At 70.0% G+C, this 26,856-nt stretch carries 28 protein-coding genes and 2 pseudogenes; 19 read left to right on the top strand and 11 right to left on the bottom strand.

The window, feature by feature from the left end:
• Positions 1–425: 425 nt before the first annotated feature.
• On the bottom strand, positions 426–1,289 hold the full coding sequence (locus ACFV1J_RS05675) for an alpha/beta hydrolase (protein WP_385856013.1): 864 nt from the start codon (positions 1,287–1,289) through the stop codon (positions 426–428).
• 353 nt (positions 1,290–1,642) lie between these two features.
• Positions 1,643–2,050: a hypothetical protein gene (locus tag ACFV1J_RS05670; protein ID WP_385855940.1), complete on the bottom strand. Its 408-nt coding sequence runs from the start codon at positions 2,048–2,050 to the stop codon at positions 1,643–1,645.
• A 224-nt stretch (positions 2,051–2,274) separates the two neighbouring features.
• On the opposite strand from ACFV1J_RS05670, the gene ACFV1J_RS05665 reads away from it, so the two are divergent.
• Complete coding sequence (locus ACFV1J_RS05665; RefSeq protein ID WP_385855939.1) at positions 2,275–2,769, top strand: MarR family winged helix-turn-helix transcriptional regulator; 495 nt, start codon at positions 2,275–2,277, stop codon at positions 2,767–2,769.
• Entirely contained in the window at positions 2,766–3,212 is a 447-nt protein-coding gene (locus ACFV1J_RS05660) for a MarR family transcriptional regulator (protein ID WP_385855938.1), read from the top strand. The genes ACFV1J_RS05665 and ACFV1J_RS05660 overlap by 4 nt, the downstream gene beginning before the upstream one ends.
• Positions 3,213–3,319: 107 nt before the next feature.
• Here the strand turns inward: ACFV1J_RS05660 and ACFV1J_RS05655 are convergent, their stop codons facing one another.
• Together ACFV1J_RS05655 and ACFV1J_RS05650 are read right to left on the bottom strand one after the other, a co-directional pair.
• Complete coding sequence (locus tag ACFV1J_RS05655; RefSeq protein ID WP_385855937.1) at positions 3,320–3,817, bottom strand: anthrone oxygenase family protein; 498 nt, start codon at positions 3,815–3,817, stop codon at positions 3,320–3,322.
• 412 nt (positions 3,818–4,229) lie between these two features.
• Positions 4,230–5,459, bottom strand: a complete 1,230-nt coding sequence (locus ACFV1J_RS05650) for a hypothetical protein (protein ID WP_385855936.1) — start codon at positions 5,457–5,459, stop codon at positions 4,230–4,232.
• 475 nt (positions 5,460–5,934) lie between these two features.
• Between ACFV1J_RS05650 and ACFV1J_RS05645 the strand changes: the two genes are divergently transcribed.
• The 4 genes from ACFV1J_RS05645 to ACFV1J_RS05630 all read left to right on the top strand — a co-directional run bounded on the left by ACFV1J_RS05645 (position 5,935) and on the right by ACFV1J_RS05630 (position 10,300).
• Positions 5,935–6,384 (top strand): hypothetical protein, encoded by a 450-nt coding sequence (locus tag ACFV1J_RS05645; protein WP_385855935.1) that lies wholly within the window; start codon positions 5,935–5,937, stop codon positions 6,382–6,384.
• Between the two features lie 107 nt (positions 6,385–6,491).
• The gene (locus ACFV1J_RS05640) at positions 6,492–6,725 is read left to right on the top strand and encodes a hypothetical protein (RefSeq protein WP_385855934.1); all 234 of its coding nucleotides are present in this window, start codon (positions 6,492–6,494) and stop codon (positions 6,723–6,725) included.
• Positions 6,726–7,073: 348 nt separating this feature from the next.
• Positions 7,074–7,787, top strand: a complete 714-nt coding sequence (locus ACFV1J_RS05635; protein ID WP_385855933.1) for a DUF6333 family protein — start codon at positions 7,074–7,076, stop codon at positions 7,785–7,787.
• 167 nt (positions 7,788–7,954) lie between these two features.
• Positions 7,955–10,300: a hypothetical protein gene (locus tag ACFV1J_RS05630; protein ID WP_385855932.1), complete on the top strand. Its 2,346-nt coding sequence runs from the start codon at positions 7,955–7,957 to the stop codon at positions 10,298–10,300.
• A 78-nt stretch (positions 10,301–10,378) separates the two neighbouring features.
• On the opposite strand, the gene ACFV1J_RS05625 is transcribed toward ACFV1J_RS05630, so the two are convergent.
• Positions 10,379–11,290 carry an SDR family oxidoreductase gene (locus tag ACFV1J_RS05625; protein ID WP_385855931.1) on the bottom strand — a complete coding sequence of 304 codons (912 nt, stop codon included), beginning with the start codon at positions 11,288–11,290 and terminating at the stop codon, positions 10,379–10,381.
• A gap of 21 nt (positions 11,291–11,311) precedes the next feature.
• Positions 11,312–12,088 (bottom strand): SDR family oxidoreductase, encoded by a 777-nt coding sequence (locus ACFV1J_RS05620; RefSeq protein WP_385855930.1) that lies wholly within the window; start codon positions 12,086–12,088, stop codon positions 11,312–11,314.
• Between the two features lie 78 nt (positions 12,089–12,166).
• Between ACFV1J_RS05620 and ACFV1J_RS05615 the strand changes: the two genes are divergently transcribed.
• The 5 genes from ACFV1J_RS05615 to ACFV1J_RS05595 are packed head-to-tail and all read left to right on the top strand — an operon-like array spanning position 12,167 to position 16,619.
• Positions 12,167–12,931, top strand: coding sequence for an enoyl-CoA hydratase family protein (locus ACFV1J_RS05615; protein WP_385855929.1), 765 nt, complete (start codon positions 12,167–12,169; stop codon positions 12,929–12,931).
• Positions 12,928–13,794 carry a CoA transferase subunit A gene (locus ACFV1J_RS05610; RefSeq protein ID WP_385855928.1) on the top strand — a complete coding sequence of 289 codons (867 nt, stop codon included), beginning with the start codon at positions 12,928–12,930 and terminating at the stop codon, positions 13,792–13,794. The genes ACFV1J_RS05615 and ACFV1J_RS05610 overlap by 4 nt, the downstream gene beginning before the upstream one ends.
• Positions 13,791–14,558, top strand: coding sequence for a CoA-transferase subunit beta (locus ACFV1J_RS05605; protein WP_385855927.1), 768 nt, complete (start codon positions 13,791–13,793; stop codon positions 14,556–14,558). The genes ACFV1J_RS05610 and ACFV1J_RS05605 overlap by 4 nt, the downstream gene beginning before the upstream one ends.
• 29 nt (positions 14,559–14,587) lie before the next feature.
• Positions 14,588–15,682, top strand: a complete 1,095-nt coding sequence (locus tag ACFV1J_RS05600; protein WP_385856012.1) for an NAD(P)H-dependent flavin oxidoreductase — start codon at positions 14,588–14,590, stop codon at positions 15,680–15,682.
• Positions 15,683–15,686: 4 nt separating this feature from the next.
• Positions 15,687–16,619, top strand: a complete 933-nt coding sequence (locus ACFV1J_RS05595; RefSeq protein ID WP_385855926.1) for a tyrosine-protein phosphatase — start codon at positions 15,687–15,689, stop codon at positions 16,617–16,619.
• Between the two features lie 33 nt (positions 16,620–16,652).
• Here ACFV1J_RS05595 and ACFV1J_RS05590 read toward each other — a convergent pair whose 3' ends face one another.
• The 5 genes and pseudogenes from ACFV1J_RS05590 to ACFV1J_RS05570 form a co-directional block, all read right to left on the bottom strand.
• Positions 16,653–17,810: an acetyl-CoA C-acetyltransferase gene (locus ACFV1J_RS05590; RefSeq protein ID WP_385855925.1), complete on the bottom strand. Its 1,158-nt coding sequence runs from the start codon at positions 17,808–17,810 to the stop codon at positions 16,653–16,655.
• 40 nt (positions 17,811–17,850) lie between these two features.
• Positions 17,851–17,931, bottom strand: a pseudogene (locus tag ACFV1J_RS05585) (TetR family transcriptional regulator); the annotation flags it as partial.
• 14 nt (positions 17,932–17,945) lie between these two features.
• Positions 17,946–18,038 (bottom strand): annotated as a pseudogene (locus ACFV1J_RS05580) (TetR family transcriptional regulator); the annotation flags it as partial.
• A gap of 64 nt (positions 18,039–18,102) precedes the next feature.
• Positions 18,103–18,891, bottom strand: a complete 789-nt coding sequence (locus tag ACFV1J_RS05575) for an SDR family oxidoreductase (RefSeq protein ID WP_385855924.1) — start codon at positions 18,889–18,891, stop codon at positions 18,103–18,105.
• A gap of 103 nt (positions 18,892–18,994) precedes the next feature.
• Entirely contained in the window at positions 18,995–20,170 is a 1,176-nt protein-coding gene (locus ACFV1J_RS05570; RefSeq protein ID WP_385855923.1) for an acyl-CoA dehydrogenase family protein, read from the bottom strand.
• A gap of 109 nt (positions 20,171–20,279) precedes the next feature.
• Between ACFV1J_RS05570 and ACFV1J_RS05565 the strand changes: the two genes are divergently transcribed.
• The 8 genes from ACFV1J_RS05565 to ACFV1J_RS05530 all read left to right on the top strand — a co-directional run bounded on the left by ACFV1J_RS05565 (position 20,280) and on the right by ACFV1J_RS05530 (position 26,817).
• Positions 20,280–21,170 carry an enoyl-CoA hydratase gene (locus ACFV1J_RS05565; protein WP_385855922.1) on the top strand — a complete coding sequence of 297 codons (891 nt, stop codon included), beginning with the start codon at positions 20,280–20,282 and terminating at the stop codon, positions 21,168–21,170.
• The gene (locus ACFV1J_RS05560; protein ID WP_385855921.1) at positions 21,170–22,348 is read left to right on the top strand and encodes an acyl-CoA dehydrogenase family protein; all 1,179 of its coding nucleotides are present in this window, start codon (positions 21,170–21,172) and stop codon (positions 22,346–22,348) included. Before ACFV1J_RS05565 ends, ACFV1J_RS05560 begins: the two co-directional genes overlap by 1 nt.
• The gene (locus ACFV1J_RS05555; protein ID WP_385856011.1) at positions 22,348–23,433 is read left to right on the top strand and encodes an acyl-CoA dehydrogenase family protein; all 1,086 of its coding nucleotides are present in this window, start codon (positions 22,348–22,350) and stop codon (positions 23,431–23,433) included. Before ACFV1J_RS05560 ends, ACFV1J_RS05555 begins: the two co-directional genes overlap by 1 nt.
• Positions 23,430–24,503 carry an acyl-CoA dehydrogenase family protein gene (locus ACFV1J_RS05550; protein ID WP_385855920.1) on the top strand — a complete coding sequence of 358 codons (1,074 nt, stop codon included), beginning with the start codon at positions 23,430–23,432 and terminating at the stop codon, positions 24,501–24,503. The genes ACFV1J_RS05555 and ACFV1J_RS05550 overlap by 4 nt, the downstream gene beginning before the upstream one ends.
• 379 nt (positions 24,504–24,882) lie before the next feature.
• Positions 24,883–25,260, top strand: a complete 378-nt coding sequence (locus ACFV1J_RS05545; protein ID WP_385855919.1) for a hypothetical protein — start codon at positions 24,883–24,885, stop codon at positions 25,258–25,260.
• Between the two features lie 23 nt (positions 25,261–25,283).
• The gene (locus ACFV1J_RS05540) at positions 25,284–25,976 is read left to right on the top strand and encodes a hypothetical protein (RefSeq protein ID WP_385855918.1); all 693 of its coding nucleotides are present in this window, start codon (positions 25,284–25,286) and stop codon (positions 25,974–25,976) included.
• A gap of 26 nt (positions 25,977–26,002) precedes the next feature.
• Positions 26,003–26,386, top strand: a complete 384-nt coding sequence (locus ACFV1J_RS05535) for a hypothetical protein (RefSeq protein ID WP_385855917.1) — start codon at positions 26,003–26,005, stop codon at positions 26,384–26,386.
• Positions 26,387–26,409: 23 nt separating this feature from the next.
• Positions 26,410–26,817, top strand: a complete 408-nt coding sequence (locus ACFV1J_RS05530; protein ID WP_385855916.1) for a hypothetical protein — start codon at positions 26,410–26,412, stop codon at positions 26,815–26,817.
• Positions 26,818–26,856 lie beyond the last annotated feature (39 nt).

Below are 26,856 nucleotides of genomic sequence, written 5' to 3'. Positions count from 1 at the left end.
ATGCACACTCGCCCCACGGGCGATCACCTCAACTCCAGCCCCTGTCATGCAGCAAGTCCTAGCCCGCACTGGACTACGCACCCCTGTGGCAGGGCAGTTGTGACGATGCTCACGCGGCAAGGCCTTACGCGACCGCCGGGGCCGTCGACTTCGGGGCCGTCGACTTCGTGCGCGCCCTTGCTGTCTGCCGAGGCCTGCCGCGTCCCTGCGCACCGTTCCACGGAGGGCGCATTCCCACAGGTCAGCAGGGGTGTGAGCATTCCAGCGCCCCAGGTTCGGCGGTGACCGTGGCGGCCGGGACAGAGAGCGTCGCAAGCTCAGGGCGGTACGCGGCACCCAGAAAGCGGACAGGGGGTGGGGTGAGGTGGGCTGGGCTGGGCTGGCTTCGCTCGTGGTCAGGCGGAGTGGGCGGTGAGCACTCGCCGTCAGGCGGACTGGGTGGTGAGTACGGCGAGTTCGCCCAGAACTCGGGCCGCCGGTGCCGGGTCGATCAGCCACTTCAGGTGGCTGCCTTCGAGAATGCGGACGTCGTACGGGTTGTCCGGCGTCAGCGCGTTGCCCTCGCGGATCAGCCGGTCCTGCATGGCGAGCGGCAGACTCGCGTCGTCGGCCAGACGCACGAAGGTCTTCGGGATGCGACCCCAGGTCGCCGCCTGCGCCCGGTCGGCGGAGGTGCCGACGTCCAGGTTCTCGTCGGGCTGGAAGGTGTTCAGGAAGGTGAAGAACTCATCGTCGGTGCCGTCGGCGAGGAAGGCTGCCTTGAACGCCGCGAGGGCGTCCGGATTCGACGTCCGGAAGTTGACGCGAAGCAGGCCGAGTTCGGCCGGGTTACCGGCCATCGCCAGGCCCAGCGAAGCGGCGTCGACCGTGGCCATCTCCGGCTCGGCGTAGTAGTCGTTGACGTCCAGGTCGACCGGGCACCATGCCGCGACGTAGACGATGCGGTCGATCAGGTCCGGCCGTGCGTTGGCCGCAGCGGTGGCCGTGATACCGCCGCGGCTGTGCGAGACGAGGATGACCGGGCCGTTCTCCTTCGCCCGCTCCAAGGTCCTGATGAGGTGCGCGGTGTTGTCGGCGAGCGTGACTCCCTTGATCGCACCGGGCGCGGTGGCCAGGCCTTCGAGATCCTGCGGTGCCTGATAGGCACGCGGGTAACTCGCCCCGAAACCGTGGCCGGGGAGGTCGACAGCGACCGAACGGTGCCCGAGGAGGCCGAGTTCGGCCTGGAGCGGCGCGAAGGAAAAGGAGTTCGCGAAGGCTCCGTGAACGAGTACGAACGTCGGCTGCATCTGTCTACTCACTCTCTGACCTCCGCTCCAGCGGCAAGGCCCGCGGCCGAGGAACGGTCCGTTGCCCTGCACCGTCCGCCGGAGGATGTCTGTGTGGTCAGACATCGCCCGGCGAAATACGGAGTTCGATCAAGGGGCAACACGGCCGTCGCCCGATATCCCGTGGGAACACTACGCAGAGCAAGATCATCAAGGCAACCGGTACAAACCATTCCGCCTGCGCCCTGCTTCTCGCCCAACGTCCAACGCCCATCGCCCGGACCTACTGGCGGGGCGCCACCCACGGCCGCGCACGTCCCACGCACAGACCTCAGCCCCTCCCACACACGGGCCCTCGCGACCTCACGGAAGGACTATTCGCCGTCCTGCTCCTTCTCCTGCCCCTTGCCCTCCCCCTGCCCCTTCTCCCGTTCTTTCTCCTGTTCCTTCTCCTCGCGGGCGGCGGACTCCCGGAAGCCGGCAAGGGCGGCTGCATGCTTACTCATCCGGATGCTGAGGCTGCCGTACGTGAGGAGCGCGCTGCCCGCCACGGAGAGGGGAATGGACAGGCCCAGGACGGCGAGCACTTCGGGCCAGTCCCGCTCGTCCGCACAGGGCGCCTGCACCCGTCCCACGTTGGCGGTGCCCTCGTCGGTAAAGAGGCGAGCCTCGCACTTCTGGGTGGAGCCCGAGAGCTCGTGGCCCACCTCGTAGGGCACGGCGAGCAGCACACCACACCAGACCCACAAAAGGGTCGCGATGATGAGGAGCCCGAACCCCATGTCCCTTGTGCGTACGCTTCGTTCGCGGAATTTTTCTACGTCGGGATGCACAAGATCGAACGTAGCAGTGGTGCCGGGCTCGCACGGACGCGACCTCGCGTCAGGCGTATCAGGGGCGTCGGGCATGTCAGGTGTGTCAGGGATGCCAGGGGCGTCAGGCATGTCAGGGATGCCGGAGCGAGAAATAGTAGCCATGTACTTAGTAGCCATGTACCGTATTTCCCGTGAGTTCAGCAACTAAGAGCGCCACGGCGGGGTTCCTCGTCTGGCGCTTGTCGATGAAGTGGCGGGTGGCCGTCGACAGGGCGGTCGCACCGCTGGGCCTGACCCATGCGCAGTACGCGTTGATGGCGTCGCTACACGGCATGGGGCGTTCCGGACTGCGGCCCAGCCAGCGTCAGCTCGCCGACACCACAGGCCTCGAACCGCTCTACGTTTCCAAGCTCGCCCGCGCCCTGGAGGCCGCCGGGCTCGTCGCCCGCACCCGGGACCCGAACGACCCGCGCGCCATGCAGCTGTCGCTCACCGAGCAAGGGCGCGACGTCACCCAACGCGCGATCAAGGTGGTCCAGGGCCTACTGGACCAGCTGCTGGAGCCGCTCGGCGGCCAGAACAGCCCGCGTACACGGCAGTTCACCCGCGAGCTGGCGGCCCTGCTCGACGCACCCCTTGATCCCCACTCCCACCCCCACACCGAGAACGACAAGGAGCAGTCATGACCACCACCGCACCCACCGTCAACGGCCGGGTCATAGCCCTGGCGCACTATGCCGGACGTGCCCTCGTGGAAGGCGTGATGACCCACCACGGCGCCACATTCCACCAGAGTGTGACGCTCCGGGCCGTCGTGACCGCAGGCGAGTCCATCGGCCGGGATGAGCTCATCGGCGACGTCACCGGCTCGCTGAAGACCGATGAGTCGGTCGTGCGCGGCGCCATCGAGGAGCTGACGGCCGCGAAGCTGTTGGAAGAGGACCCGGCGCAGGCGTCCCGGTTGCGACTCACGGCCGCGGGACGGGAGTTGTGCGAGAGCACCGCCGCTGAGACCGCCGAGATCTCGGCCCGGCTGTACGCCGGCATTCCGGCCGAGGACCTGGCGACCGCGGGCCACGTGTTGGCCCTGGTCACGGAGCGCGCGAACGCCGAGCTGGCTGGCGCCTGAGGTCCCGTCTCGCCCCTCACGGTCGGAGCCGGAACATAAGTGCGGCGGCGGTGACCGTATCGGTCACGGTATCGGCGACGGTGACGATGCCCAGCAAGACGTATCCGCTAGGGCTTGTCCGCCCGATCGTCTTCGGAGCGGGTGACCGCACGCAGCCCGCGGACGGCAAGGACGATCAGCAGGCCAAAGGCTGCGAGGGCGGTGAGCGTGCGCATGTTGTTGAACAGCTCCCAGCGCCCCAGGATCTCCGCGTGCTCGGCCGGGGCCGAGGTAACCGCCCATCGCTTGATCTGTCCGTTGATCGGCACATTGCCGAACCGGGTTATCAGGAAGGAGGCGAGGGTCAGCAGACTGGCCGCGCTCGCCATCACCCGGGCGCGGCCGCCAGTCAGGACGGCGAGGGTCAGGGAACTCAGGAATGCCGTGCCCATCGCCGCCTGCATGGTGATGCCGTTCATCTTCATCAGTTCGGCGTGGAACGACAGCCGCATAGGGAGCGGTACGGCGTTGAAGGTGGGGACCAGATTGACGGCCCCGTAGCCGAACGCACCGGCGAGGAGGCCGGTGGAGAGCAGGGCGAGTCCGTGGACGAGTCTGATGCGCATATGCGTCGGCTCCGGGGTGTCGGCTCTTGGGAGTGGCGGTTCTGCCAGGTGACGAGGAGCGCGCGCCGGCACTGTCACCAACGCGCGGAGCTCCATGGCTCCAAGGGTTGCGGGGTATTCGCCATAAGTCCAAGATCTTGATCTTCTGGCATCCAGAAGCATCTGTTATGGATCCTCGGCACCTGCGGCAACTCGACGGTCGGCCCGGTCGCCTGGTACTCCCTGGCCCGCAGGGGTCGCCGTGGACGCGCATGCTGCGGACCCGACCGGCAGCTCCGGCTCCGTGTGGCGGCAGCAACGCCCGCCCGGGGCCGCGCCAGTGCCTCGGCGTGATCGTTCGACACGTCACCCCGTCCCACGCGGACCGGAGGGATCACCACCCTCAGAAGCCCCGCGACCCGTCGGACGGGTCCTAGCCGCTGATGTAGATGAAGGCGGTGCGTTGTGCCCCGACCAGGAGGAGGCAGGAATTCCCCTTACCTTCCAGCACCGATTGGAGTGGGAAGTTCTTGGCGTAGGCGAGAACAGGTGAGATTCCGGACGCCCCGGCGATCTCGGGGATCTCGCTGATCTCGGGGATCTCGCTGATCTCGGGGATCTCGCTGATCTCGGGGATCTCGGTGGTCTCGGTGGTCTCGGTGGTCTCGGTGGTCTCGGTGATCTCGGTGGCGATCGTTTCGAGAAGGTCGCGGGCGAGCCAGGAGACGAGCTCATCGCCGGGGATCTCGGGCGTCGAGGAGTCGAACTCCCAGACCAGGGACTGGGCCCGAGCCACCGCGACCATGTTCCGCTCGGACTCTGTCAGCGCGACTTTCAGGTGGGCGGGGTCCAGCGCCCAGAGGACGTCGTCGGTTTCGTCGTCGCCCTCCTCCGCGATCAGCCAGTGTCCGTCTCCGGCCCAGCCCGCACGAAAGGCCTCGTCCGGGTCGGCGACATTCAGGTCGATGTCATGGGTTCCGATGGTCACCTCGAAGGTCACCGCGTCGGTGTTGTTGATCCGGAGGAATTCGCTGAGCAGTGTCGTGGCGCAGGCGATCCGGCACTCGGACGCCTCGTTGGCTGCGGGGGCGGCCGGAGCGGGGGCCAGTGACAGGCGCGTTGTCCCCTCGTCGGAGCGCACCAACAAGTGCAGCTCATCGTCCAGCGCGGGGCCGCCCGGCTCGGCGGCCACCGTTATCTGCAGCAAGTCCGTACCGCCTGCCGTCAGGTAACCGGCCAGGTACCCGGCGAGCGCCCGGCCTCGGCGGTCCAGGCCGTCGGGCCCCGCTTCCATTGTCTCGATGAGCAACGCGAAAGCCTGCTCCGCGCCCGCGTCCGGCAGGCCCCAAGAGGCGTGCAGGGGGCCGTCAGAAGTCTCGTCCGGGTCCTCGATGTCGAACCGCTCGACGGACACCGGATAGCGCCGCCCGTCGTCGCCGGCGAACGTCAACGGGAACGCCCCGTAGTCCGACACCTTGGCCAGGAAGGACGCGGTGGCCCCCTCTTCCTCCGTGGCCCCCTCTTCCTCCGTGGCCCACTCTTCCTCGTCGGACGGCGGAGCTTCGCCGCTGACGACCGCCAGGCGCCATCGCGGCAGCCACCGCGCGAACAGATGCTCAACGGCTTCGAACGGGCCTATGTGGTGAAGCTTCGCCTTCGTCAACGTCCATCCCCCGAGGTCCGCGCTGTGATCACAGCAGCCTATCGGGAGTGGATCGCGGCGACCGCGAATCCACCGCACAGACCGCAGACCGCCTCTCGCGAAGGGCGCTGCCCCAGACAACCTAGGCCGGCCAGAGCACACGGCGCGTGGTCGTGAGCGACCGACCGTGGCCCACCGCCGCGCAGCAGACCCGGCCTTGCCCTGACGGCCTCGCCACCCTCGCTACGACGGACACGCCCGCGAATTACCCATGCCCTGTCCACCGGGAACGGCCGTCTGGGCGAGGTCCGCGCCGCATGTCACAGTGGGGCGCTATGACGGCGGCGGACGAAACGAACGCGGCGGTGGGCGAGGTCGAAGCGTTGGCAGTGGATGCCGTGCGCTGGTTGCTGGGGACCGCCCGGGAGACCGGAGGCCACGGCCTCGCCTGGGCTGCCGTGCCGTCCGAGGACAAGACCTCCGGCTGCTACGGCACTTGCTCGACGATCCCACGTGGCAGACCTTCGCCGACCGCTGCTGGTACACCGTGCGCCACTCCGGCTTGCCACGCCGTCTGCGGCCCGGATTCTGGGACAACAACGGACGGTGCTGCGGCACAGCCGGCGTCCTGGCGCTGGCCTGTGACCGGATCGTCGAGCAGGACGACCGCCCCGACTTCGCACGACTTCTCGTCGCGGACCTCGTCTCCCGCGCCACCCGCGACTCCGACGGCGTGCGATGGTCCGACCTCGAACCCCGAACCACCCCAAGCATCCTCGCACCCCGCACCGGCTGGGCATCGGGCAGTGCCGGCATCGTCCGTGAGCTGCTGCGCTACGTACGGATATGCCGGTCAACTGACCCTACCTATGTGGTCACTTGGCCGGACCAGCCAGAGGTGTCATCTCTGCATGGCCAGCCAGGCCGGCAGTCGGGTTGGCGATGAGCCGGTCTTCGGGACGTGATCGGCTGCCTGCGTGTTCCCGTAGTCGCGGGAAGCCCGTACTGGCTGGCCGCTGTTTGTCAGAGGCGGGGATCTTAAGCTGTCGAGCCATGACCGTGACGAACATGCGACAAGGAGCATGCACCACGTGCGGCTCGCAGGAGATCTACTGTCTGGAGAGGATCACCAGGCAGTTCATGGTGAAGCTCGGCTTCTCGCAGGTGGAGAACATTACGGCAAAGGTGCTGGTCTGCCTGGAGTGCGGCCGCTGTGAGCAGTACCTCCAGCTCACGGACAAGCAAAAGAAGAAGATCAGGAACGAGGCTCCGCGCGCAGAGGGATGACCACCGGCGCACCGCCGTGCTTCTGATGGGTTTCGATCACAACGGCAGATGCACAACAGGCACAACGTGCACAACGTGCACAACCAACCGTGGCGCCTGGTGTCGGTGGTGGCTCGTGCCGTCGAGGAGTTGCGTGGCAAGGGCTGCGGGCTCTGCGAGCCGGGAGGCCGCCGTGCGCCAGGCGACCGTCGCGGTGGTCCGCGCCGTGGCCGGGCCGGTGACCTGCTTGGCCCGACACTGTCAAGGCCAGTCAGGGGGTGACCGGCCTGCCAGATACCCAACTTCACGTCGCGCAGGCGCCCGTGATCCTCGCCCTGCCGTCAGTGCCTGCCACTACCGTGGGCTGCTATGACCGACGACAGCATCTGGGATTTTCCGTCCGACGCCCCCACCGCTCGGACCGGCACGTTTCGTCTGACGATGATCGAGCGGCCCTTTCCCGTCCCGTACGGTTCTCTGCCTTCCCACGACCACGCCCGGGCGCGTGACATCGCCGCAAGCCTCACCTCCGTCGAGGAGATCACGGCCGAGCTGGGATCCCGCCGTGCCGGTGAGGAGTTGCCTCATGAGACGCGGGCCGATCTGGAACAGATCGGGGTCGGTTGCTGGGGGCCGGTGACCGCGATCACGGATGCCGCCTTCGCGCACCGCGGCGAGTTCACCCCCTTGGCCGACCACGCCGAAGCCCTGGCCAAGCTGCATCCGAACGCGGCCCTGATCGGATCAGCGACCGTCGACTTCTCCATCCGCTACCGGTGCTTCTTCTTCCTTCACCCCGACGGAACCAGTCTGTGGGCCGATGGATGGGCCGGTGAGGACCCGTGGACCGTCGTCGGAAGCGTCCGCGACACCATTGACGCCTTCGCCGCCCACAACGCCCTGGAAGAGGCCGACTTCGACGCCGACGCCGAACCCCCCGTCATGGCCTGGAGCGAGCTGGAGGACGCCGTCCTGCGTACCGTCATGCCCGCCGGGTGGCACCACGAGATGGTGTCCGTCTTCCGTGTGAGGCGCCCCCGCGAAGTGGCCGTGCATCTGGAGGAGACCTGGATCGAGGAGTAACGATCCGACCACGAAGGCCAGTTGGCCGAAACCGTCGCGCGCTTCGGGCACCTCTCGGACCCCGGCGACTCTAAGGTTGACGGGTCTCCGACGCCGCACTCTTTCCAGACGATCTCGGAAGCCCACGCGGCGCGGCCGGCACGGGCTTCTCAGGGGGGAGAAAGTACGTGACCATCTCAAGATTACGGCTGCCCGGCCACCGGGCGCGCCTGTGGGGGCGCCTCACGCTCGCCGTCGGTGCGGCAGCCGCCGTCACCTTCGCCGGGCTTCCCGGACTCCACATCAACCAGGCCGAGGCAGCACCGAAACCGAAACGCTGTGACGAGAAGTACCTCGGGCACCGCTACGACACCACTCCGCCCAATTCCGGTCCGCCGCTCAACGGCGACTACGACCCGTATCCGACCGACGAGAACTACACCTACGTCAACCCCGCCAGGGACTTCGACGGCGTCCTCGCACCCACCGAAGCGCAGCTCAAGAAGGCCGGAACCGACTACCGGTCCTGGCAGAAGCAGTTCGAGAAGACGGGCAATCCCGAATTCCGGGTCATGGAGATGTACGCCCGCTACCAGAGGCAGTACAACGCGTCCACGGGATACAAGGACTGGAACCGGTGGATGGACATCCGCTGGCTGGCCCCGCACGGCAGCCCGCCCCGTGGCGATGCGTTCATGGCCCGGATGGTCAGGAAGTACAACATGATCGGCCCGGACTGGTGGTGTGAGGACACCCTCCAGTACACCGACGAGGACGGCAAACCGCAGAACAGGCGGGTGGATGCCCGTAATCGCGCGGAAGGCCGCAACGTCGAGATCAAGTCGAACGGCCATGTCGAAGACGACCAGATGAAGGCCGATCGGCAACTCGCCAAACAGCGCCCCAAGGACAAGTTCCAGTACCTGACGGGCGCGGCCACGGACCAGCCCAGCAAGGACAAGATCAAGGCCTTCAACGACGACCTGAAGCAGGCACGGAACACCCGCGAGCCGCAGGCCGGCATCGTCGAGCGCCGTTCCAACGCCATCGAGCGCCCGCAGAAGCCGAACGTCTACACCAAGTACGATCCGCGCTTCAACGCCGACCCGCTCAAGGGCGGACGTTCACCGATCATGGACCAGGCGCTGCGCTCGGGGAAGACGCCCGAAGAAGCCTTCCGCATCCAAAAGCAGTACCAGGCCAGCAACCGCGGCGGCTACTTCATGCGCGGACCCGGCGGCATCGACTTCTCCACCATGCAGCTCAACTACGTCTCCACGCCCGTCAAGGGCACGGGGATGAAGTACTCGATGAAGGCCGACTACGCCAAGGATCCGGACGCCAAGCCCGGGTACGGCGGGGAGGCCCGCCTCAACCTGGCCAACGACGCGTTCTTCACCTGGCTCGCGCTGACCCCCGACAAGTTCTGGGTCAACCTCAACCCGATCCGGCCGGACGTCATCCTGGACAAGGAGTTCGCCAAGACCGACGCCGGCCGCATCCTGCTGGAAGCAGATCTGACCCTCAAGCACGACTACGCCGATGCGATGAACCCCGACAAGTACGAGCGCGGGGAACGCTTCTGGCAGGCCGCTCCGCGCACCGCGGAGGGCCAGCCCTGCCTGCCCATCATCCGGCAGTGGATCACTCCCAAGCCCGCCACCGTGCGCGAGCAGGACGGCGGCATCTACATCCTCGACGCGCCCCTCAAGGTCAACATGGAGGTGCCGACAGGTCCGGACGTCCCGGCGAACACCTGCAAGATCAACGAGTCGCAGACCCGGCAGGCCGAAACGCTCATCAAGACGATGATCCGGCCCGAGCTGGAACGGCGGGTCAACAACGACCCGTCCTACGCCGACCTGCGCTACGTCTACCGCTCCCGCGTCGCGGCCGAGCACGTACGCCGTGCGGATGCCGCCCACCCCACGGACTTCCACAAGGTCATCGACAGCAACGACATCTCCAAGTGGAAGCTGCGCGCCCCGAACCAGCACTGGGACAAGAAGACCGTCTACGACAAGTACGTCCACTCGTTCAGGAACGGCGACTACAAGTTCAAGCGGACCTACGGCGGCAAGGTGTGGATCCTGTCGATGGGCGGGGTCGATTTCTCCAAGGCGCCCAAGCGCAACATCACGCGCACCCAGTTCAACCGTCAACACCCCGACCTGGACCGGACCACCAAGACCTCCACCCAGGCGGAGACCACCTACCGCGGCACCGAGCAGGTCTTCCTGGGATCCTCTGGTGAACGTGGTGGCGGCGGTGACGAGCCCACCCCGACGCCCTCGCCGACGGACAGCAACAAGCCCACGCCGACGCACAACCCGTCGACTCCCACGCCGGGCGCGTCCACACCCGGCGGAGGCCACAGTCAGCCGCCGGCGACGAAGAACCCCGGCGGCGACCTCGCCGACACCGGAAACCACACTCCGGTGGGCCTGATCGTGGGCATCGCCGCGGCGCTCGCCGCGGCCGGGGCAGCACTCACCTGGTGGATGCGCCGCCGCAACCAGGGCCCCACCGGCTGATCCGAGCAGGTGGTGTGTGCATCGTGAGAGGGTCCCGCTCCCGCGCCCGGGGGTGGGGCCCTCGTCCAGTAGGCGGCGCTACCTCGCGCCGTACACCGGCTGCAAAGGCGCCGCGTCGGCGAGGAGCTTGCGGGCGGTCTCGCCGGCCTCGGCCGGGGTCCAGCGGGCGCTCTGGTCGGCGGTGGGGCCGGGCCGCCAGCCCTCCATGACGGTGATCCGCCCGCCCTCCGCTTCGAAGACCCGCCCGGTTACCCCGGCACTGGCGCCGGACCCCAGCCAGACGACGAGCGGTGAGACGTTCTCGGGGGCCATCGCGTCGAAGCCGTCGCCCTCGGGGGTGGCCATGGTGTCGGCGAAGGTCTGCTCGGTCATCCGGGTGCGGGCGGCCGGGGCGATCGCGTTGACCTGGATGCCGTAGCGGCCCATCTCGGCGGCTGCGACGAGGGTGAGTCCGACGATGCCGGCCTTGGCTGCGGAGTAGTTGCCCTGGCCGACGCTGCCGAGCAGACCGGCCCCGGAGCTGGTGTTGACCACCCGGGCCTCGGGCCTGCGGCCGGCCTTCGCCTCGGCGCGCCAGTGCCCGGCGGCGTGCCGGAGCGGCAGGAAGTGTCCCTTGAGGTGGACCCGCATGACGGCGTCCCAGTCGTCCTCGTCGAGGTTGACGAGCATACGGTCGCGCAGGAACCCCGCGTTGTTGACCAGGGTGTCGAGACGGCCGAAGGTGTCCAGGGCGGTGGCGATGAGGGAGGCCGCTCCGTCGGCGGTGGCGATGTCGCCTCCGTGGGCCACGGCCTCGCCGCCGAGTGCGCGGATCTCGTCGGCGACCTGCTGGGCGGGGCCGGCGGCGCCTCCGGTGCCGTCGAGGCCGACGCCGAGGTCGTTGACGACGACCTTCGCTCCCTCGGCGGCGAAGGCGAGGGCGTGCGCGCGGCCGAGTCCGCGGCCCGCGCCGGTGACGACGGCGACGCGTCCGGTGCAGATTCCGGTCATGCTGCGGTCCTTTCCGTGAAGTCAGTGGTTGACGGTCGCGGCGTCGAGGAACGCCGGCCGCTCGCCGCCGCCGTGGACGTGGAGGCTCGCGCCGCTGATGTACGCGGCGCGATCCGAGGCGAGGAAGACGCAGGCGTCGCCGATCTCCGTCGGCTCGGCGAGCCGGCCGAGCGGGACGGTGCGCCCGACGGCGGCGATGCCGTCCTCGTCGCCGTAGTGCAGGGCGGACAGTTCGGTGCGGACCATGCCGAGGACGAGGGTGTTGACGCGCACGTGGGGTGCCCATTCCACGGCCATGGAGCGGGCCAGGTTGTCCAGACCCGCTTTGGCGGCGCCGTAGACCGCCGTGCCCGGTGAGGGCCGGGTGCCGCTGACGCTGCCGATCATGATGATCGAGCCGCCGCGTTCCTGATCGCGCATCAGCCCGTACGCGGCGAGCGAGGATGTCAGCGGGGCGACCAGGTTGAGTGCGACGAGCCGGGCGGCGTGGTGGGTGTCGCTGTCGGCGAGCAGCCGGAACGGGGTGCCGCCGGCGTTGTTGACCAGGGTGTCCAGCCGTCCGTGGTCGTCGCGGACCCGGTCGAAGAACGCGTCGACCGCGTCCGGTTCGCGCAGGTCGAGCGGGTGGAAACGGGCGGTGCGGCCGGCTGCTTCGAGGGGGCGGTCCGGGGGGCGTCGGGCGCAGGTCACCACTTCGGCGCCGGCGGCGAGCAGGGCTCGGGTGATTCCCGCGCCGACGCCGCGGGTTCCTCCGGTGACGACGGCGACGTGACCGGACAGGTCGGTGATGGCTGCCAATGCACACCTCCCGCAGCGCGCGGGCCGCTGCTATCTTCCGCCTAACAAATGTTTGGTGGAAAGGTAGCTGATCTGCCCATGGGTGTCTCCACCTCCGCCCCCGAAGCGGGCATCGCCGTCGTCACCGTGGACTTCCCGCCGGTCAACGCCCTTCCCGTGCGGGGCTGGTACGACCTGGCCGGCGCCATGCGCGCCGCCGGGAGCGACCCGAAGGTGCGCTGTGTGGTGCTCACCGCCGCCGGCCGCGGCTTCAACGCCGGCGTCGACATCAAGGAAATGCAGCGCACGGAAGGCCACGACGCCCTGATCGGCGCCAACCGTGGCTGCTACGACGCGTTCGCCGCCGTCTACGACTGCGAGGTGCCGGTGGTCGCCGCCGTGCACGGCTTCTGCCTGGGCGGTGGGATCGGGCTGGTCGGCAACGCGGACGCGATCGTGGCGAGCGACGATGCGACCTTCGGACTGCCCGAGCTGGACCGGGGCGCGCTCGGCGCGGCCACCCACCTGGCCCGCCTGGTCCCCCAGCACCTGATGCGGGCGCTGTACTACACCTCCCGCACCGCCACCGCCCAGGAACTCCATCAGCACGGCTCGGTGTGGCGAGTGGTCCCGCGGGACCAACTCCACGACACAGCGATGGAGTTGGCCCGCGAAATCGCCGCCAAGGACGGCTGGCTGATCCGTCTCGCCAAGGCCGCGATCAACGGCATCGACCCGGTGGACGTCCGCCGCAGCTACCGCTTCGAGCAGGGCTTCACCTTCGAGGCCAACCTCAGCGGTGTCGCCGACCGGGTCCGCGACACCTTCGGCACGGGCAGCACCGGAAGGGAGCAGAAGGCATGAGCCGGGACAAGACCATGACCGCCGAGGAGGTGGTCGGCCGACTGGAGAGCGGCATGACGATCGGCATCGGCGGCTGGGGCTCGCGCCGCAAGCCGATGGCGCTGGTCCGCGCGCTGCTGCGGTCCGACCTCATTGATCTGACGGTGGTGAGTTACGGCGGTCCGGACGTCGGCCTGCTCGCCGCCGCCGGGAAGATCCGCACACTGGTCGCCGCCTTCGCCACCCTGGACTCCGTCCCGCTGGAGCCGAACTTCGGCGCGGCCCGGCAGCGCGCGGCGTTCGAGATGGTGGAGCTGGACGAGGCCATGGTCATGTGGGGCCTGACCGCGGCCGCGCACCGGCTGCCGTTCATGCCGATCCGCGCCGGCCTGGGCTCGGACGTCATGGCCGTCAATCCGCGGCTGCGGACGGTGCGGTCCCCCTACGAGGACGGGGAGGAGCTGGTCGCCGTACCCGCGCTGCGGCTGGATGCCGCGCTGGTGCACCTGAACCGCGCGGATGTGCACGGCAACGGGCAATACCTGGGCCCGGACCCGTACTTCGACGACCTGTTCTGCCAGGCCGCCGACCGGGCCTACGTCTCCTGCGAACGGATCGTGGACACCGCGGATCTGCTCAAGGCGGACGGCCCCCAGTCGCTGCTGGTCAAGCGGGCGTTTGTGCACGGTGTGGTGGAGACCCCGAACGGTGCGCACTTCACCTCCTGCGTCCCCGACCACGACCGCGACGAGACGTTCCAGCGCGCCTACGCGCAGGCCGCCCGCGACCCCGAGGCCTGGCGGGCCTTCAGCGAGAGGTTTCTGTCGGGCGATGAGGACGCGTACCAGGCGGCCGTCGCGGCGTTCCACAAGGAGGAAGCATGAGCAGCGGCGCGACGACGGCGACCCGGGCCGAGTACTGCGTGGTGGCCTGCGCCGAGGCCTGGCGGGACGCGGGCGAGGTGCTGGCCAGCCCTATGGGCACGGTCCCGATGATCGGGGCCCGGCTGGCCAAGCTCACCTTCTCCCCCGACCTGCTGCTGACGGACGGCGAGGCGCTGCTCATCGGCGACGTACCGGCGGTGGGCGCCAAGTCCGAGGTGGTCGAGGGGTGGCTGCCGTACCGCCAGCATCTGGCGCTGGTGGCCACCGGGCGGCGGCACGTGATGATGGGCGCCAGTCAGCTGGACCGGCACGGCAACCAGAACATCAGCTGCATCGGCGACTGGAACCGGCCCCAGCGCCAGCTGCTGGGGGTGCGCGGCGCGCCGATCAACACCCTCAACAATCCGACCAGTTACTGGGTGCCGCGGCATTCGACGCGTGTCTTCGTCGAGCGGGTCGACATGGTGTCGGGCGTCGGCTACGACCGCGCCGCCGCGGCCGGCCCGTCCGCGTCCCGCTACCACCGCATCCCCGAGGTCATCAGCGACCTGGGCGTCTTCGACTTCGAGACCCCGGACCGCACGATGCGGCTGCGTTCGCTGCATCCGGGTGTCACGGTCGAGGAGGTCGCCGAGGCCACCGGTTTCGCGCTCGCCGTGCCGGACGAGGTGCCGTACACCCGCGAGCCGACGGAGGAGGAACTGCGGCTGATCCGTGAGGTGGTGGACCCGAAGGGGCTGCGCGAGCGCGAGGTGCCGGCATGAGCGACGCGCACCGCATGACGGGGGTCAGGATCGAGACTCCGTTGACCAAGCTCGTCGGCGTACGGCACCCGCTCGTGCAGACCGGGATGGGGTGGGTGGCCGGTCCCCGGCTGGTGTCGGCCACCGCCAACGCGGGCGCGTTGGGCATCCTCGCCTCCGCCACCATGACCGTCGAGCAGCTGCGGTCGGCCGTCCGGAAGGTCAACTCCCGTACGGACGCGCCGTTCGGGGTCAATCTGCGGGCGGACGCGGGTGACGCCGCCGAACGCGTCCGCCTCATCATCGACGAGGGCGTACGGGTCGCCTCGTTCGCACTCGCGCCCTCCCGCGAGCTGATCGCCCGGCTCAAGGACGCCGGGGTGGTCGTCATTCCGTCGATCGGCGCCAGGCGGCACGCGGAGAAGGTCGCCGCGTGGGGCGCCGACGCCGTGGTGGTGCAGGGCGGCGAGGGCGGCGGCCACACCGGGAACGTGGCCACCACCGTCCTCCTCCCCCAGGTCGTCGATGCGGTGGACATCCCGGTGATCGCGGCCGGCGGTTTCCATGACGGCCGCGGACTGGTCGCCGCGCTGGCGTACGGCGCCGCCGGGATCGCCATGGGCACCCGCTTCCTGCTCACCTCCGACAGCACCGTCCCGGAGGCGGTCAAGGCCCGGTACCTGGCCGCGACGGTCAAGGACGTCACCGTCACCACCAAGGTCGACGGCCTGCCGCACCGGATGCTGCGCAGCGAACTGGTCGACGCGCTGGAGCGCTCGGGGCGGGTGGCGGCGCTGCTGCGCGCGGTGCGCCACGCCGCCGCTTTCAGACACGACTCCGGTCTGAGCTGGGCGCGGATGGTGCGCGACGGCCTGGCCATGAAGCACGGCAAGGAGCTGACGTGGAGTCAGGTGCTGCTGGCAGCCAACACTCCCATGCTGCTCAAGGCGTCGATGGTCGAGGGCCGCACCGATCTCGGGGTGATGGCCTCGGGCCAGGTCGCGGGGCTCATCGACGACCTGCCGTCCTGCGCCGAACTCGTCGACCGCGTGATGGCCGAGGCGCAGCACACCCTGCACGCCCTTCCCTCTGCGAGCCGAATCCCCCCTCCACGACATAATTCCCCATCCCCTACAGGGAGTTGATGTGATGCGCACCATCCCTGGACGACTGGCCGCGGTCGCCGTCGCCTCCGTCATCACCCTCGGCGTCCTTCCGACCTGCGCCGTCGCCGACGCCCCGGCGCCGGCCGCCGCCCCCACCGCCCCCCACCACCACTGGGGCGCCGACGCCGTCCACCGCATCGCGCTGCAGGGCGCGGTGAACGTCCGCGACCTCGGCGGATACCGCACCGGCCTGGGACGGCACGTCCGCTACGGCCAGGTGTTCCGGGCCGACGGGCTCGGCAAGCTGACGGATGCCGATGTGGCCAGGCTGTCCGAGCTGCACCTGCGGACCGTGGTGGACTTCCGCGTTCCGCTGGAGGTTCAGCGCGAGGGCGCGGACCGCCTGCCCGACGGACCGTCCGCCCTCCCGCGCCCCGTGAACGACCTCGGCCTCTACGAGAAGACGATGGCCGCCATCGGCACCAGGGACCCGGCCAAGCAGCAGGAACTGCTCGGCGACGGCAAGGCGGAGGCGCTGATGCGGTCGATCTACCGCACCTTCGTCACCGACCGGGAGAACCGCGAACGCTTCGGGCAGACCCTCCGCGACATCGCGGCCCACGACCGGTCCCCGCTGCTCTACCACTGCACCTCGGGCAAGGACCGCACCGGCTGGGTGAGCTATCTGCTGCTGCGCACCGTCGGCGTCCCGGACCACACCGCGACCGGCGACTATCTGCTCTCCAACGAGCTGCGCGCCGAGGCGGACCGCGAGACCCGCGAGGCGCTGAAGAAGGCCGGCCTGATGGAGAACCCCGACCTGCTGATCCCGCTCCAGGAGGTCCGCGAGGACTACCTGCGGGCGGCGCTCGACCAGGCCGAGAAGGACTACGGAGGCCTCGACGGCTATCTGCGCAAGGGGCTCGGCCTGGACACCGCGACCGTGGTCGGACTCAGCGCCCGGCTGGTGAGGTGAGGAGGTTCGCGGGCGGTGACCGGCGCGGGTGGGTCACAGCCGCTCGATGATCGTGACGTTCGCCTGGCCGCCGCCCTCGCACATCGTCTGGAGGCCGAACCGGCCGCCGGTGCGCTCCAGTTCGTGCAGGAGGGTCGTCATCAGCTTGGTGCCGGTGGCGCCCAGGGGGTGGCCGAGGGCGATGGCGCCGCCGTTGACGTTGACCTTCTCCGGGTCGGCGCCGGTCTCCTTCAGCCAGGCGAGGACGACGGAGGCGAAGGCCTCGTTGATCTCGACGAGGTCGATGTCGTCGAGGGTCATCCCGGCCTTCTTCAGCGCGTACGCGGTGGCGGGGAGGGGGGCGGAGAGCATGCGGATGGGGTCCTCGCCGCGTACGGAGAGGTGGTGGATGCGGGCGCGCGGGGTCAGTCCGTGTTCCCGTACGGCGCGCTCGCTGGCGAGGAGCAGGGCGGAGGCGCCGTCGGAGACCTGGGAGGAGACGGCGGCGGTGAGCCGGCCGCCCTCGATCAGCGGCCGGAGGCCGGCCATCTTCTCCAGGGTGGTGTCGCGGCGCGGGCCCTCGTCGGTGCTCACCTCCCCGTACGCGATCAGCTCGCGGTCGAAGCGGCCCTCGTCGATGGCGCGGACGGCGCGCCGGTGCGAGCGCAGCGCGTACTCCTCCATGTCACGGCGGGAGATGTCCCACTTCTCCGCGATCAGCTCGGCGCCGTGGAACTGGTTGACGGGCTGGTCGCCGTAGCGGGCCCGCCAGCCCTCGGAGCCGGCGAACGGGCCCTCGGTGAGGCCGAGCGGCTCGGCGGCCTGGCGGCTGGCGAAGGCGATCGGGACCTGGGACATGTTCTGGACACCGCCCGCGACCACCAGGTCCTGGGTGCCGGAGAGCACACCCTGCGCGGCGAAGTGCAGGGCCTGCTGGGAGGAGCCGCACTGCCGGTCCACGGTCACTCCGGGGACCTCCTCCGGCAGCCCGGCGGCCAGCCAGCAGGTGCGGGCTATGTCGCCGGCCTGCGGACCAACGGTGTCGAGGCAGCCGAGGACGACGTCCTCGACGGCCGCCGGATCGGCGCCGGAACGCTCCATCAGCGCCTTGAGCACATGCGCGCCGAGGTCGGCCGGGTGCACGGCGGAGAGTCCGCCGTTCCGCTTGCCGACCGGGGTGCGGACCGCTTCGACGATGTATGCCTCGGCCATGACCACTCCTCTTCGTATGTCTACGCTCTCGGGTCACGCGTCATTCCCGGACGGCGATGCCTTCCAGCACCGTCGACAGGTACTGGCGGGCGATCTCCTCGGGGCTGTGCCGTCCGCCCGGTGCGGGGACTCGTTCTTGCGGACGGTGGTGGCGTGGTAACCCTGTGCGGCGAAGACCTCGGCGGCGGTGGCCAGGAGTTCCTCGCGCCGCTCGGCCGCCGGGCTCATCGCGGTCTTCCTGCTGCCACTGCTGGCTGCTACCGCTGGTTTTCGGGACCTGGCCATCGTCGCCTCACGGGTGCTGGCTGCTGACCGACAGGACCTCCCCGGTGAGGTACGAGGAGTAGCCGCTGGCGAGGAAGACGATGACGTTGGCCACCTCCCACGGCTCGGCGTAGCGGCCGAACGCCTCGCGGGAGGTCAGCTCCTCCAGCAGTTCGGGCGTGGTGACCTTCACCAGATGGGGGTGCATGGCGAGGCTCGGCGAGACGGCGTTGACCCGCACCCCGTAGTCGGCGGCCTCCAGGGCGGCGCAGCGGGTGAGCGCCATGACGCCGGCCTTGGCGGCGGCGTAGTGCGACTGACCCCGCTGGGCCCGCCAGCCGACGACGGAGGCGTTGTTGACGATGACGCCGCCGCTGCCGGTGGCCTTCATCCGGCGCAGTGCGGCGCGGGTGCAGCGGAAGGTGCCGTTGAGGGTGACGTCGAGGACCTTGTCCCACTGATCGTCGGTCATGTCGACGAGGTCGGCGGTGCCGCCGAGGCCGGCGTTGTTGACGACGATGTCGAGCCGGCCGTGCCGCTCCTCGGCCAGGTCGAAGAGCGCCGCGACCTGGGTTTCGTCGGTGACGTCGCAGGTCAGAGCGGCAACGCGGTCGGCGCCGAACTCGGCGGCCAGTTCGGCCCCGGACTCCTTGAGGCGGCGGGCGTGGGCGTCGGAGACGATGACGCTCGCGCCCTCTTCGAGGAGGCGCCGGGCCGTGGCACCGCCGATGCCGGCGCCCGCGGCGGCGGTGATGACGGCGGTGCGGCCGGCGAGCAGCCGGTGGCCGGGCTCGTACGAGGGCGGAGCCGAGGTCACGGGCGAACCTCCTTCGGCAGGCCGAGGCTGCGGTCTCCCGGGGAGCGCTGCGCCCGATTGCGGCTTCGCAGGCCGGACCCCCGATACGTGCTCGGCGGCCTCCTCACGGGCGAACCTCCTTCGGCAGGCCGAGCACGCGCTCGGCGATGATGTTCCGCTGGATCTCGTTCGACCCGGCGTAGAGGGTGTCGGCGCGGGAGAAGAGGAACAGCCGCTGCCAGTCGTCGAGGTCGTACGGCGCTCCGGCGGCCGTCAGGCCGTCGGCGCCGCGCACCTCCATGGCGAGTTCGCCCAGCTCGCGGTGCCAGGTGGCCCAGAAGATCTTGCCGATGGACGCCTCGGGGCCGGGGGCGCCGGCCGCGACGCCGTCGAGCATGCGCAGCGCATTGCAGCGGATGATCTCCAGGCCGGTCCAGGCCCGGGCGATGCGGTCGCGGATCAGCGGGTCCCGGGCGGCACCGTTGCGCTTCGCCAGCTCGATGACGGCTTCCAACTCGCGGCGGAAGCCGACCTGTTGGCCGAGGGTGGACACCCCGCGTTCGAAGCCGAGGGTGGCCATGGCGACCTGCCAGCCCTCCCCCGGCGCTCCGACGATGTTGCCGGCGGCGGTGCGGGCGCCGTCGAAGAACACCTCGTTGAACTCGGAGGTGCCGGTGAGCTGGGTGATCGGCCGGATCTCCACGCCCGGCCGGTCGAGCGGGACCAGCAGGTAGGACAGGCCGTGGTGGCGGGCCGATCCGGGTTCGGTGCGGGCGATGACGAAACACCAGTCGGCCTCGTGGGCGAGCGAGGTCCAGATCTTCTGGCCGGTGACCACCCACTCCTCCGTCGCGTCGTCGAGCTCGGCCCGGGTGCGTACGTTCGCCAGGTCCGATCCGGCCTCCGGCTCGCTGTAGCCCTGGCACCACAGCTCCTCGACGGCGACGATCCGCGGGAGGAAGCGCTGCTTCTGCTCGGGGGTGCCGAAGGCCATCAGGGTGGGGCCGAGGAGCTGTTCGCCGAGGTGGCCCACCCGGGCGGGGGCGTCGGCGAGGGCGTACTCCTCGTGGCAGGCCACCTGCTGTTCGAGGGTGGCACCTCGCCCGCCGTACTCCTTCGGCCAGCCGACGCAGGTCCAGCCCGCGGCGGCCATGTGCCGCTCCCAGGCGAGGCGTTCGGCGAACGCCTCGTGTTCCCGGCCGGGGCCGCCGCGTCCGCGCAGGCCCGCGAATTCCCCGGTGAGGTGGGCCCGCAGCCAGTTGCGGAACTCGGTGCGGAACTCCTCGACGCTGCTGCTCATGGGCGGCTCCGGCGGCTCTCGTGGACGCGGCGCCCCGGCGGATCGACTTCTCGACGGCCGAGAGCCCGTACGTTAACCTACCAAACAATTGTTAGGGAAGGAGGGACGGATGTCCGCTGCCCGCACAGCGCCCTCAGGGCCCGTCCGCTACGAACGCCAGGGCCCCGTCGCCGTGGTCACGATGGACCGGCCCGACTACCGCAACGCCCAGAACTCCGCGATGACCTACGCCCTGGACCGGGCCTTCTACCGCGCGGCCGACGACGACGAGGCGAAGGTCGTGGTGCTCGCCGGAGCCGGGAAGCACTTCTCGGCCGGCCATGACATCGGCACCCCGGAGCGGGACGCGCATCTGCCGTTCGACCGCAAGGCCGGGCTGTGGTGGGACCATGCGGACAAGGAGGGCGCGGAGAGCCGTTACGCCCGCGAGTCCGAGGTCTATCTGGGCATGTGCCGCCGCTGGCGCGAGCTGCCCAAACCGGTCATCGCCGCCGTCCAAGGGGCCTGTGTGGCGGGCGGGTTGATGCTCGCCTGGGTCTGCGACCTGATCGTCGCCTCCGAGGACGCCTTCTTCGCGGACCCGGTGGTACGGATGGGCATTCCGGGCGTGGAGTACTTCGCCCACCCGTGGGTGATGCCGCCGCGCATCGCCAAGGAATTCCTGTTCACCGGCGACCGGATGAGCGCCCGCCGGGCGTACGAGGTGGGCATGGTCAACCGGGTCGTACCGCGCGAGCAACTCGACGACATCGTACGTGAGTTGGCGCTGCGCATCGCGGAGATGCCGCGGCTGGGACTGGCCCTGACCAAGCGCGCGGTCAACCAGGCCGAGGATCTGCAGGGCCTGCACACCGGGCTGGACTCCGTCTTCGGACTGCACCACCTGGCACACGCGCACAACGCCGAGGTCGCCCGGGACCCGCTGGCCGGTATGGACATCCACGCCATGCGGCAACATTCCGGGACGCGACCCCCCTCCCCCCGAGAGGCGTCCGGCTGATGGACCTGGTGTTCACCGCGGCGGAGGAGGCATTCCGCGCGGAGGCCCGTGCCTGGCTCGCCGCCCATGTGCCGCCGGTGCCGCTGCCCTCGCTGGAGACCGCCGAGGGCTTCGCCGCACACCGGGAGTGGGAGCGCAGGCTGTTCGCGGACCGGTGGTCGGTGGTCTCCTGGCCCGAGGAATACGGCGGCCGGGGCGCCTCGCTCCTTCAGTGGCTGGTCTTCGAGGAGGAGTACTACGCGGCCGGTGCGCCCGGCCGGGTCGGCCAGAACGGCATCAGCCTCCTCGCGCCCACCCTCTTCGAGCACGGCACGGCAGAGCAGCGGGCCCGGATCCTGCCGCCCATGGCGAGCGGCGAGGTGATCTGGGCCCAGGCCTGGTCCGAGCCGGAGGCCGGCTCCGACCTCGCCTCGCTCCGCTCCACGGCCGTACGGACGGACGGCGGCTGGCTGCTGAACGGTCAGAAGACCTGGTCGTCCCGGGCCGCCTTCGCCGACCGGGCCTTCGGCCTCTTCCGCAGTGACCGGGACGGCCTGACGGCGGGCAGGCCGCACCGCGGGCTGACGTATCTGATGTTCCCGCTCGACGCGGACGGCGTCACCGTGCGGCCCCTCGGCCGCCTCGACGGCAAGCCGGCCTTCGCCGAACTGTTCCTCTCGGACGTCTTCGTGCCGGACGAGGATGTGATCGGCGAGCCCGGCCAGGGCTGGCGGGTCGCCATGAGCACGGCGGGCAACGAGCGCGGGCTGACGCTGCGCAGCCCGGGCCGGTTCACGGCCGCCGCCGAGCGGCTGACCGCGCTGTGGCGCGAGCGGGCCGACCCGGGGGACACCGCGCTGCGCGACCGGGTCGCCGACGCGTTGATCGGCGCCCGCGCGTATCAGCTGTTCACCTACGCCAACGCCGCGCGGATTGCGGCGGGCAGGAACATCGGCGCCGAGTCGAGCCTCAACAAGGTGTTCTGGTCGGAGCTGGACATCGCCCTGCACGAGACCGCGCTCGACCTGCTCGGCCCGTACGGCGAGCTGTCGGACGAGGCCGAGGAGGCTCCGGCGCACGGCAGTTGGTCCGAGGGCTACACCTTCTCCCTCGCCGGGCCGATCTACGCCGGCACCAACGAGATCCAGCGCGACATCATCGCCGAGCGGCTGCTCGGTCTGCCGAAGGGACGCCGGTGATGCGGTTCCTCCTCGACGACGAACAGCGGGATTTCGCCCGTTCGCTGGACGGCATGCTGGCGGCCGCCGACACCCCGGCGGCCGTACGGGCCTGGGCGGCCGGGGACACCGCGCCCGGCCGCGCCGTCTGGGCCCGGCTGGCCGAGGCCGGGGTCTTCGCCCTGACCGTTCCCGAACGGCACGACGGGCTCGGCCCGCGGCCGGTCGAACTGGCCGTCGCCTTCACGGAGTTGGGCCGCCATGCGGTGCCGGGGCCCTTGGTGGAGACGGTGGCCGCGGCGGCCCTGCTCGACCGGCTCGGCGCGCTCGGCGACGAGCCGGCGGCCGCCGCCTGGCTGCCAGGCATCGCGTCCGGCAAAACGGCCGCCTCGCTGTGCCTGCTCCCCGGCGCTGGGTCCGGAGCCGGCCCGGAGTCCGGCGCAGGATCCGGCGAGAGCCCGTACGCCCTGGACGCCGACTCCGCCGACGCGGTCTTCGTCATCGACGGCGACACCGTATGTCTGACGGAGGCGGCCGGTCCGGTGCAGCCGTCCGCCGACCCCGCGCGCCGACTGTCCCGGCCGCTCGGCGGAACCGTGCTGGTACACGGGCCGGGAGTGCCCGCCGCGGCCGCGCACGCCGCCGAGGTCGCCGCCCTGGCGACGGCCGCCCAAGCCCTCGGACTGGGCCGGGCCCTGTTGGCCCGGACGGTCACCTATACCCGGCAGCGCAGCCAGTTCGGGGTCGCGATCGGCTCGTTCCAGGCGGTGCGGCACCGACTGGCCGACGCGCTGATCGCCCTGGAGTTCGCCGAGCCGCTGGTGTACGCCGCGGCCCTGGCGCTGGCCGCGGACCCGGAGTCGTCGGGCGCCGAGATCGCGGCGGCCAAGGTGTCGGCCTGCGAAGCCGCGTACGCGGCGGCCCGGACCGCCCTCCAGCTGCACGGCGCCGTCGGCTACACCGCGGAGCTGGACCTCTCCCTGTGGATCCGCAAGGCCCGCGCACTGCGTGGCGCCTGGGGCACCCCGGCCGCCTGCCGGGCCCGCGTCCTCGCCCCCTCCCAAGGCGTACCGCTGCCCGCGGCGTGGAAAGGAGCGGCCGAGTGAGACCGACGGCGGAACAGGACGAACTGCGGTCCGCCGTACGGTCGTTGCTCGCCCGCCACGAGGGCGCGACGGCCTGGCAACCCCTGACCGAGCAGATCGGCGTCGCGGGACTCGCCGTCCCCGAGGAGTACGGCGGCGCGGGCGGCGGGGCCCGCGAAGTCCATGTCGTGATGGAGGAGTTGGGGCGCGCGCTGAGTCCCGTTCCCTACCTCGGCTCCGCGGTGCTCGCCGTACAGGCACTGCTCACCTCCGGTGACCAGGCGGTCTGCGCGCGGCTGCTGCCGCGGCTCGCCGAGGGCCGCGCGGTGGGGAGCCTGGCGTGGGCCGAGCGGGGTTCCTGGGACCCGGCGTCGATCCGCACCGAGGCCGCCCCCGGGCCGGGCGGGACCTGGCTGATCACCGGGACCAAGGAGCACGTACTGGACGGGGCCGAGGCCGACGTACTGCTCGTGGCGGCCCGTACGGGTGCCGGGGTCTCACTCTTCGAAGTGGCCGTCGGCGACACGGGAGTGCGCCGCCAGGCAGTGGTCACGATGGACCAGACCCGGGCGCTGGCACATGTGGTGCTCGACGCCGCCGAGGGCCGGCTCGTCGGTGCGGACGGCGCGGGCGGCCGGATCCTGGGACGTGCCCTGGACCTGGCCTGTACGGCGCTCACGGCCGAGCAGGTCGGCGCGGCCGAGCAGGCTCTGGAACTCACGGTCGCCTACGCCAAGGAACGCATCCAGTTCGGCCGGCCCATCGGCTCCTTCCAGGCGGTGAAACACCGGCTGGCGGACGCGTACGTCCTGGTGGAGTCGGCGCGCTCGGCCGCACTCGGCGCGGCCTTCGCGGCCGCCGCGGGCGCACCGGAGCTGACCCGCTGTGCGGCCGTCGCCAAGTCGGCCTGTTCGGAGGCCTTTTCGTCGGTGGCGGGCGAGATGGTCCAGCTGCACGGCGGCATCGGCATCACCTGGGAGCACGACGCCCACCGCTTCCTCAAGCGCGCACACGGCACGGCCCAGCTCTTCGGCACGCCGACGTGGCACCGTGCCCGGCTCTGCGCCGACCTGGGGCTGACCCCAGCCTGACGCGCGGCCTCACTCATCCCCGTGCCGACACCGTCACCGTCACCGTGACCCGTCCGGAAGCGCCCGGCTGCGTCCGTATCCGGATCGAGCGCCTCTCCGCAGCCCTGCGGCGCCATCGTGGGCACCACGGCTGAACCGGACGTCCTGGCCCGGTCACCCGGGGCCCGCCCGGCGTTGCGGAACCGTGGTTCCCCTCCCGAACATTCGTGGTCGCCCGCTGACTTTTCCCCGGGCACCGCAGTTCTCGGAATTCTGCCTTCCCAACGGTGATCGGTTCCAGGCATAACAGGGGGAACGCGGTACGGCGTCGATCGGAGACGTATTTCCGCGCACCGCACCACAGTTCAGTGAAAGACGGTTCAATGAAAGGCCGGAAACCTTGAGAACTGCCCGCAGGACCGTATTCGGCCTGGCGGCCGGCGCGACGCTCTGCGCCTCCGCCGTGGCCCTCGCGCCAGCCGCTCATGCGGCACCCGAAAACTACGTCAGGATCACCAACAAGGCGGGGATCGTCGCGACCACCTGCTACGAGTGGCTGGGCACCAGCGGCAAGGACTACTGCCACCAGGGCCGGCCGGTGGGGGATTCCTGGACCGCGTATTTCCCGGCGGACGCCACCTCGGCCGTCATCAATCTGAAGCTCTCGCCCTGGGGAGCGATCCGGGACAGCGCCGCGGTCAAGGACACCGGCAAGAACCACTGCTTCGAGATCCAGGGACTGCTCGGTTCGGAAAAGCTGATCGAAACCGGATGCTGACCGACAAGGAAGAGAACAGAGCCATGAGATTCGCACGCATGGGTGTGGTCGCCGGTGCACTCACCACCGCACTCGCCTGCACCGTACCGGCGGCCTTCGCAGGCGAGGCGGAATACACCGCGGTGAACGGCCACACCGACAACTGGGTGAACGAGGCGACGCCGACGGTCGTCTACCAGAACGGCCTCACGGACACCGATCCGGCGCGGGTCAAGGAAGCCTTCGAGCAGTGCAAGAGCCAGTCGGTTTCCTGTGCGGCGACCACGGTCGGCACCCCGGAAAGGGTGACGAAATGGTTCGACGTGGAGAACACCGGCACCGGCACCGGTCCGCTGGAGAACTGCGGACAGAACGCGTCGGACATCAAGGAGTCCATCGGCGGTATGCACGCGTTCGCCTGGGGCTGGAACGTGGGAGGGTCCATCGACATCGAGCTGACCAAGGGCGTCGGGATCGGGGTCAGCGGCCAGTACAACGAGACCAACACCGAAACGAAGACCGGCAGCATCGACATCACCGTGAAGCCCGGGCAGCGCGGCATGCTCAAGGTGGGCCACGACATGGAGCGCATCGTTTCCGATGTCACCGTCCAGGGCGGGAAGTTCGGCGGGGCGAAGATCTCGGGACTGCGCACCGAAATTCCCCTCAAGGAAAGCGTCAAGCGCGCCGCTCCCGACATCGTGCAGTGCGGGCAGAAGCTGCTGGTGGAACAGTGAAGCGGACCGGCGAAAAGGGCAGGACCATGAACGACATCAGGCGGACGGTGGCCTGTGCCACCGCCGCGATCGGCATCTCACTGGCCGGCGCGGTGGTGACGGCGCCGCCGGCATTCGCCGGCTCGGGCCACTACATCTCGTTCTCGAACAAGGGGTGGTTCGTGGCCAACACCTGTTACAAGTGGAAGGGTTCGACGACCTCCGACACCTGTGACTCCGGAAAGACCATCAACCAGGACTGGCGGGTGGAGATACCGGAGGACGCCACGGGCGTCGAGCTGAGCGTGACGGTGGACGCACAGATCGGCGGCGGAAACATCACCCCGCAGATCACCGATCTGAAGCGCGGCTACTGCTACGAGCTCTCCGGTTACACCTGGGGCCCGAAGATCACGGAGAAGCAGTGCTAGGCCGGGACGGGAGGAGCGAGGACATGACTGCCGGAACTCGCCGGATGACGCGGGCGGGCGGGTACGGTGCGGCCGTTCTCGCCATGGTGCTGGGCGGTGGAATCCTGACGGCACCGTCGGCCTCCGCACGTGCGGACAACTCGATCACGTTCACGAACAACGCGCTGTATTTCGTCGACACCTGCTACGAATGGCAGGGGCCCGAGGGCGTGGAGAAGAAGAACTACTGCCACAACGCCAGGGCCAAGGGGTCGAGTTGGAAGGCGTACTTCCCCCCGGAGGCGACCGGAGCCACCGTCAAGGTGACCTTCGCCGGCTACACCGGCGGAGCACCCAAGACCGTCACCATCGACGACGCCGACAAGGACCACTGCTACAACCTTGAGGGTGTCTGGCCCAACGTGGCCGAGGTCCTGCGGGTGAACTGCTGACCCGGCACCGGTGACACAGCGGCGGCCCTCCGTGCTGAC

This window comes from Streptomyces sp. NPDC059649, from assembly GCF_042734445.1.
Lineage (GTDB): Bacteria > Actinomycetota > Actinomycetes > Streptomycetales > Streptomycetaceae > Streptomyces.
This window is presented reverse-complemented; position numbering and strand designations above follow the sequence as displayed.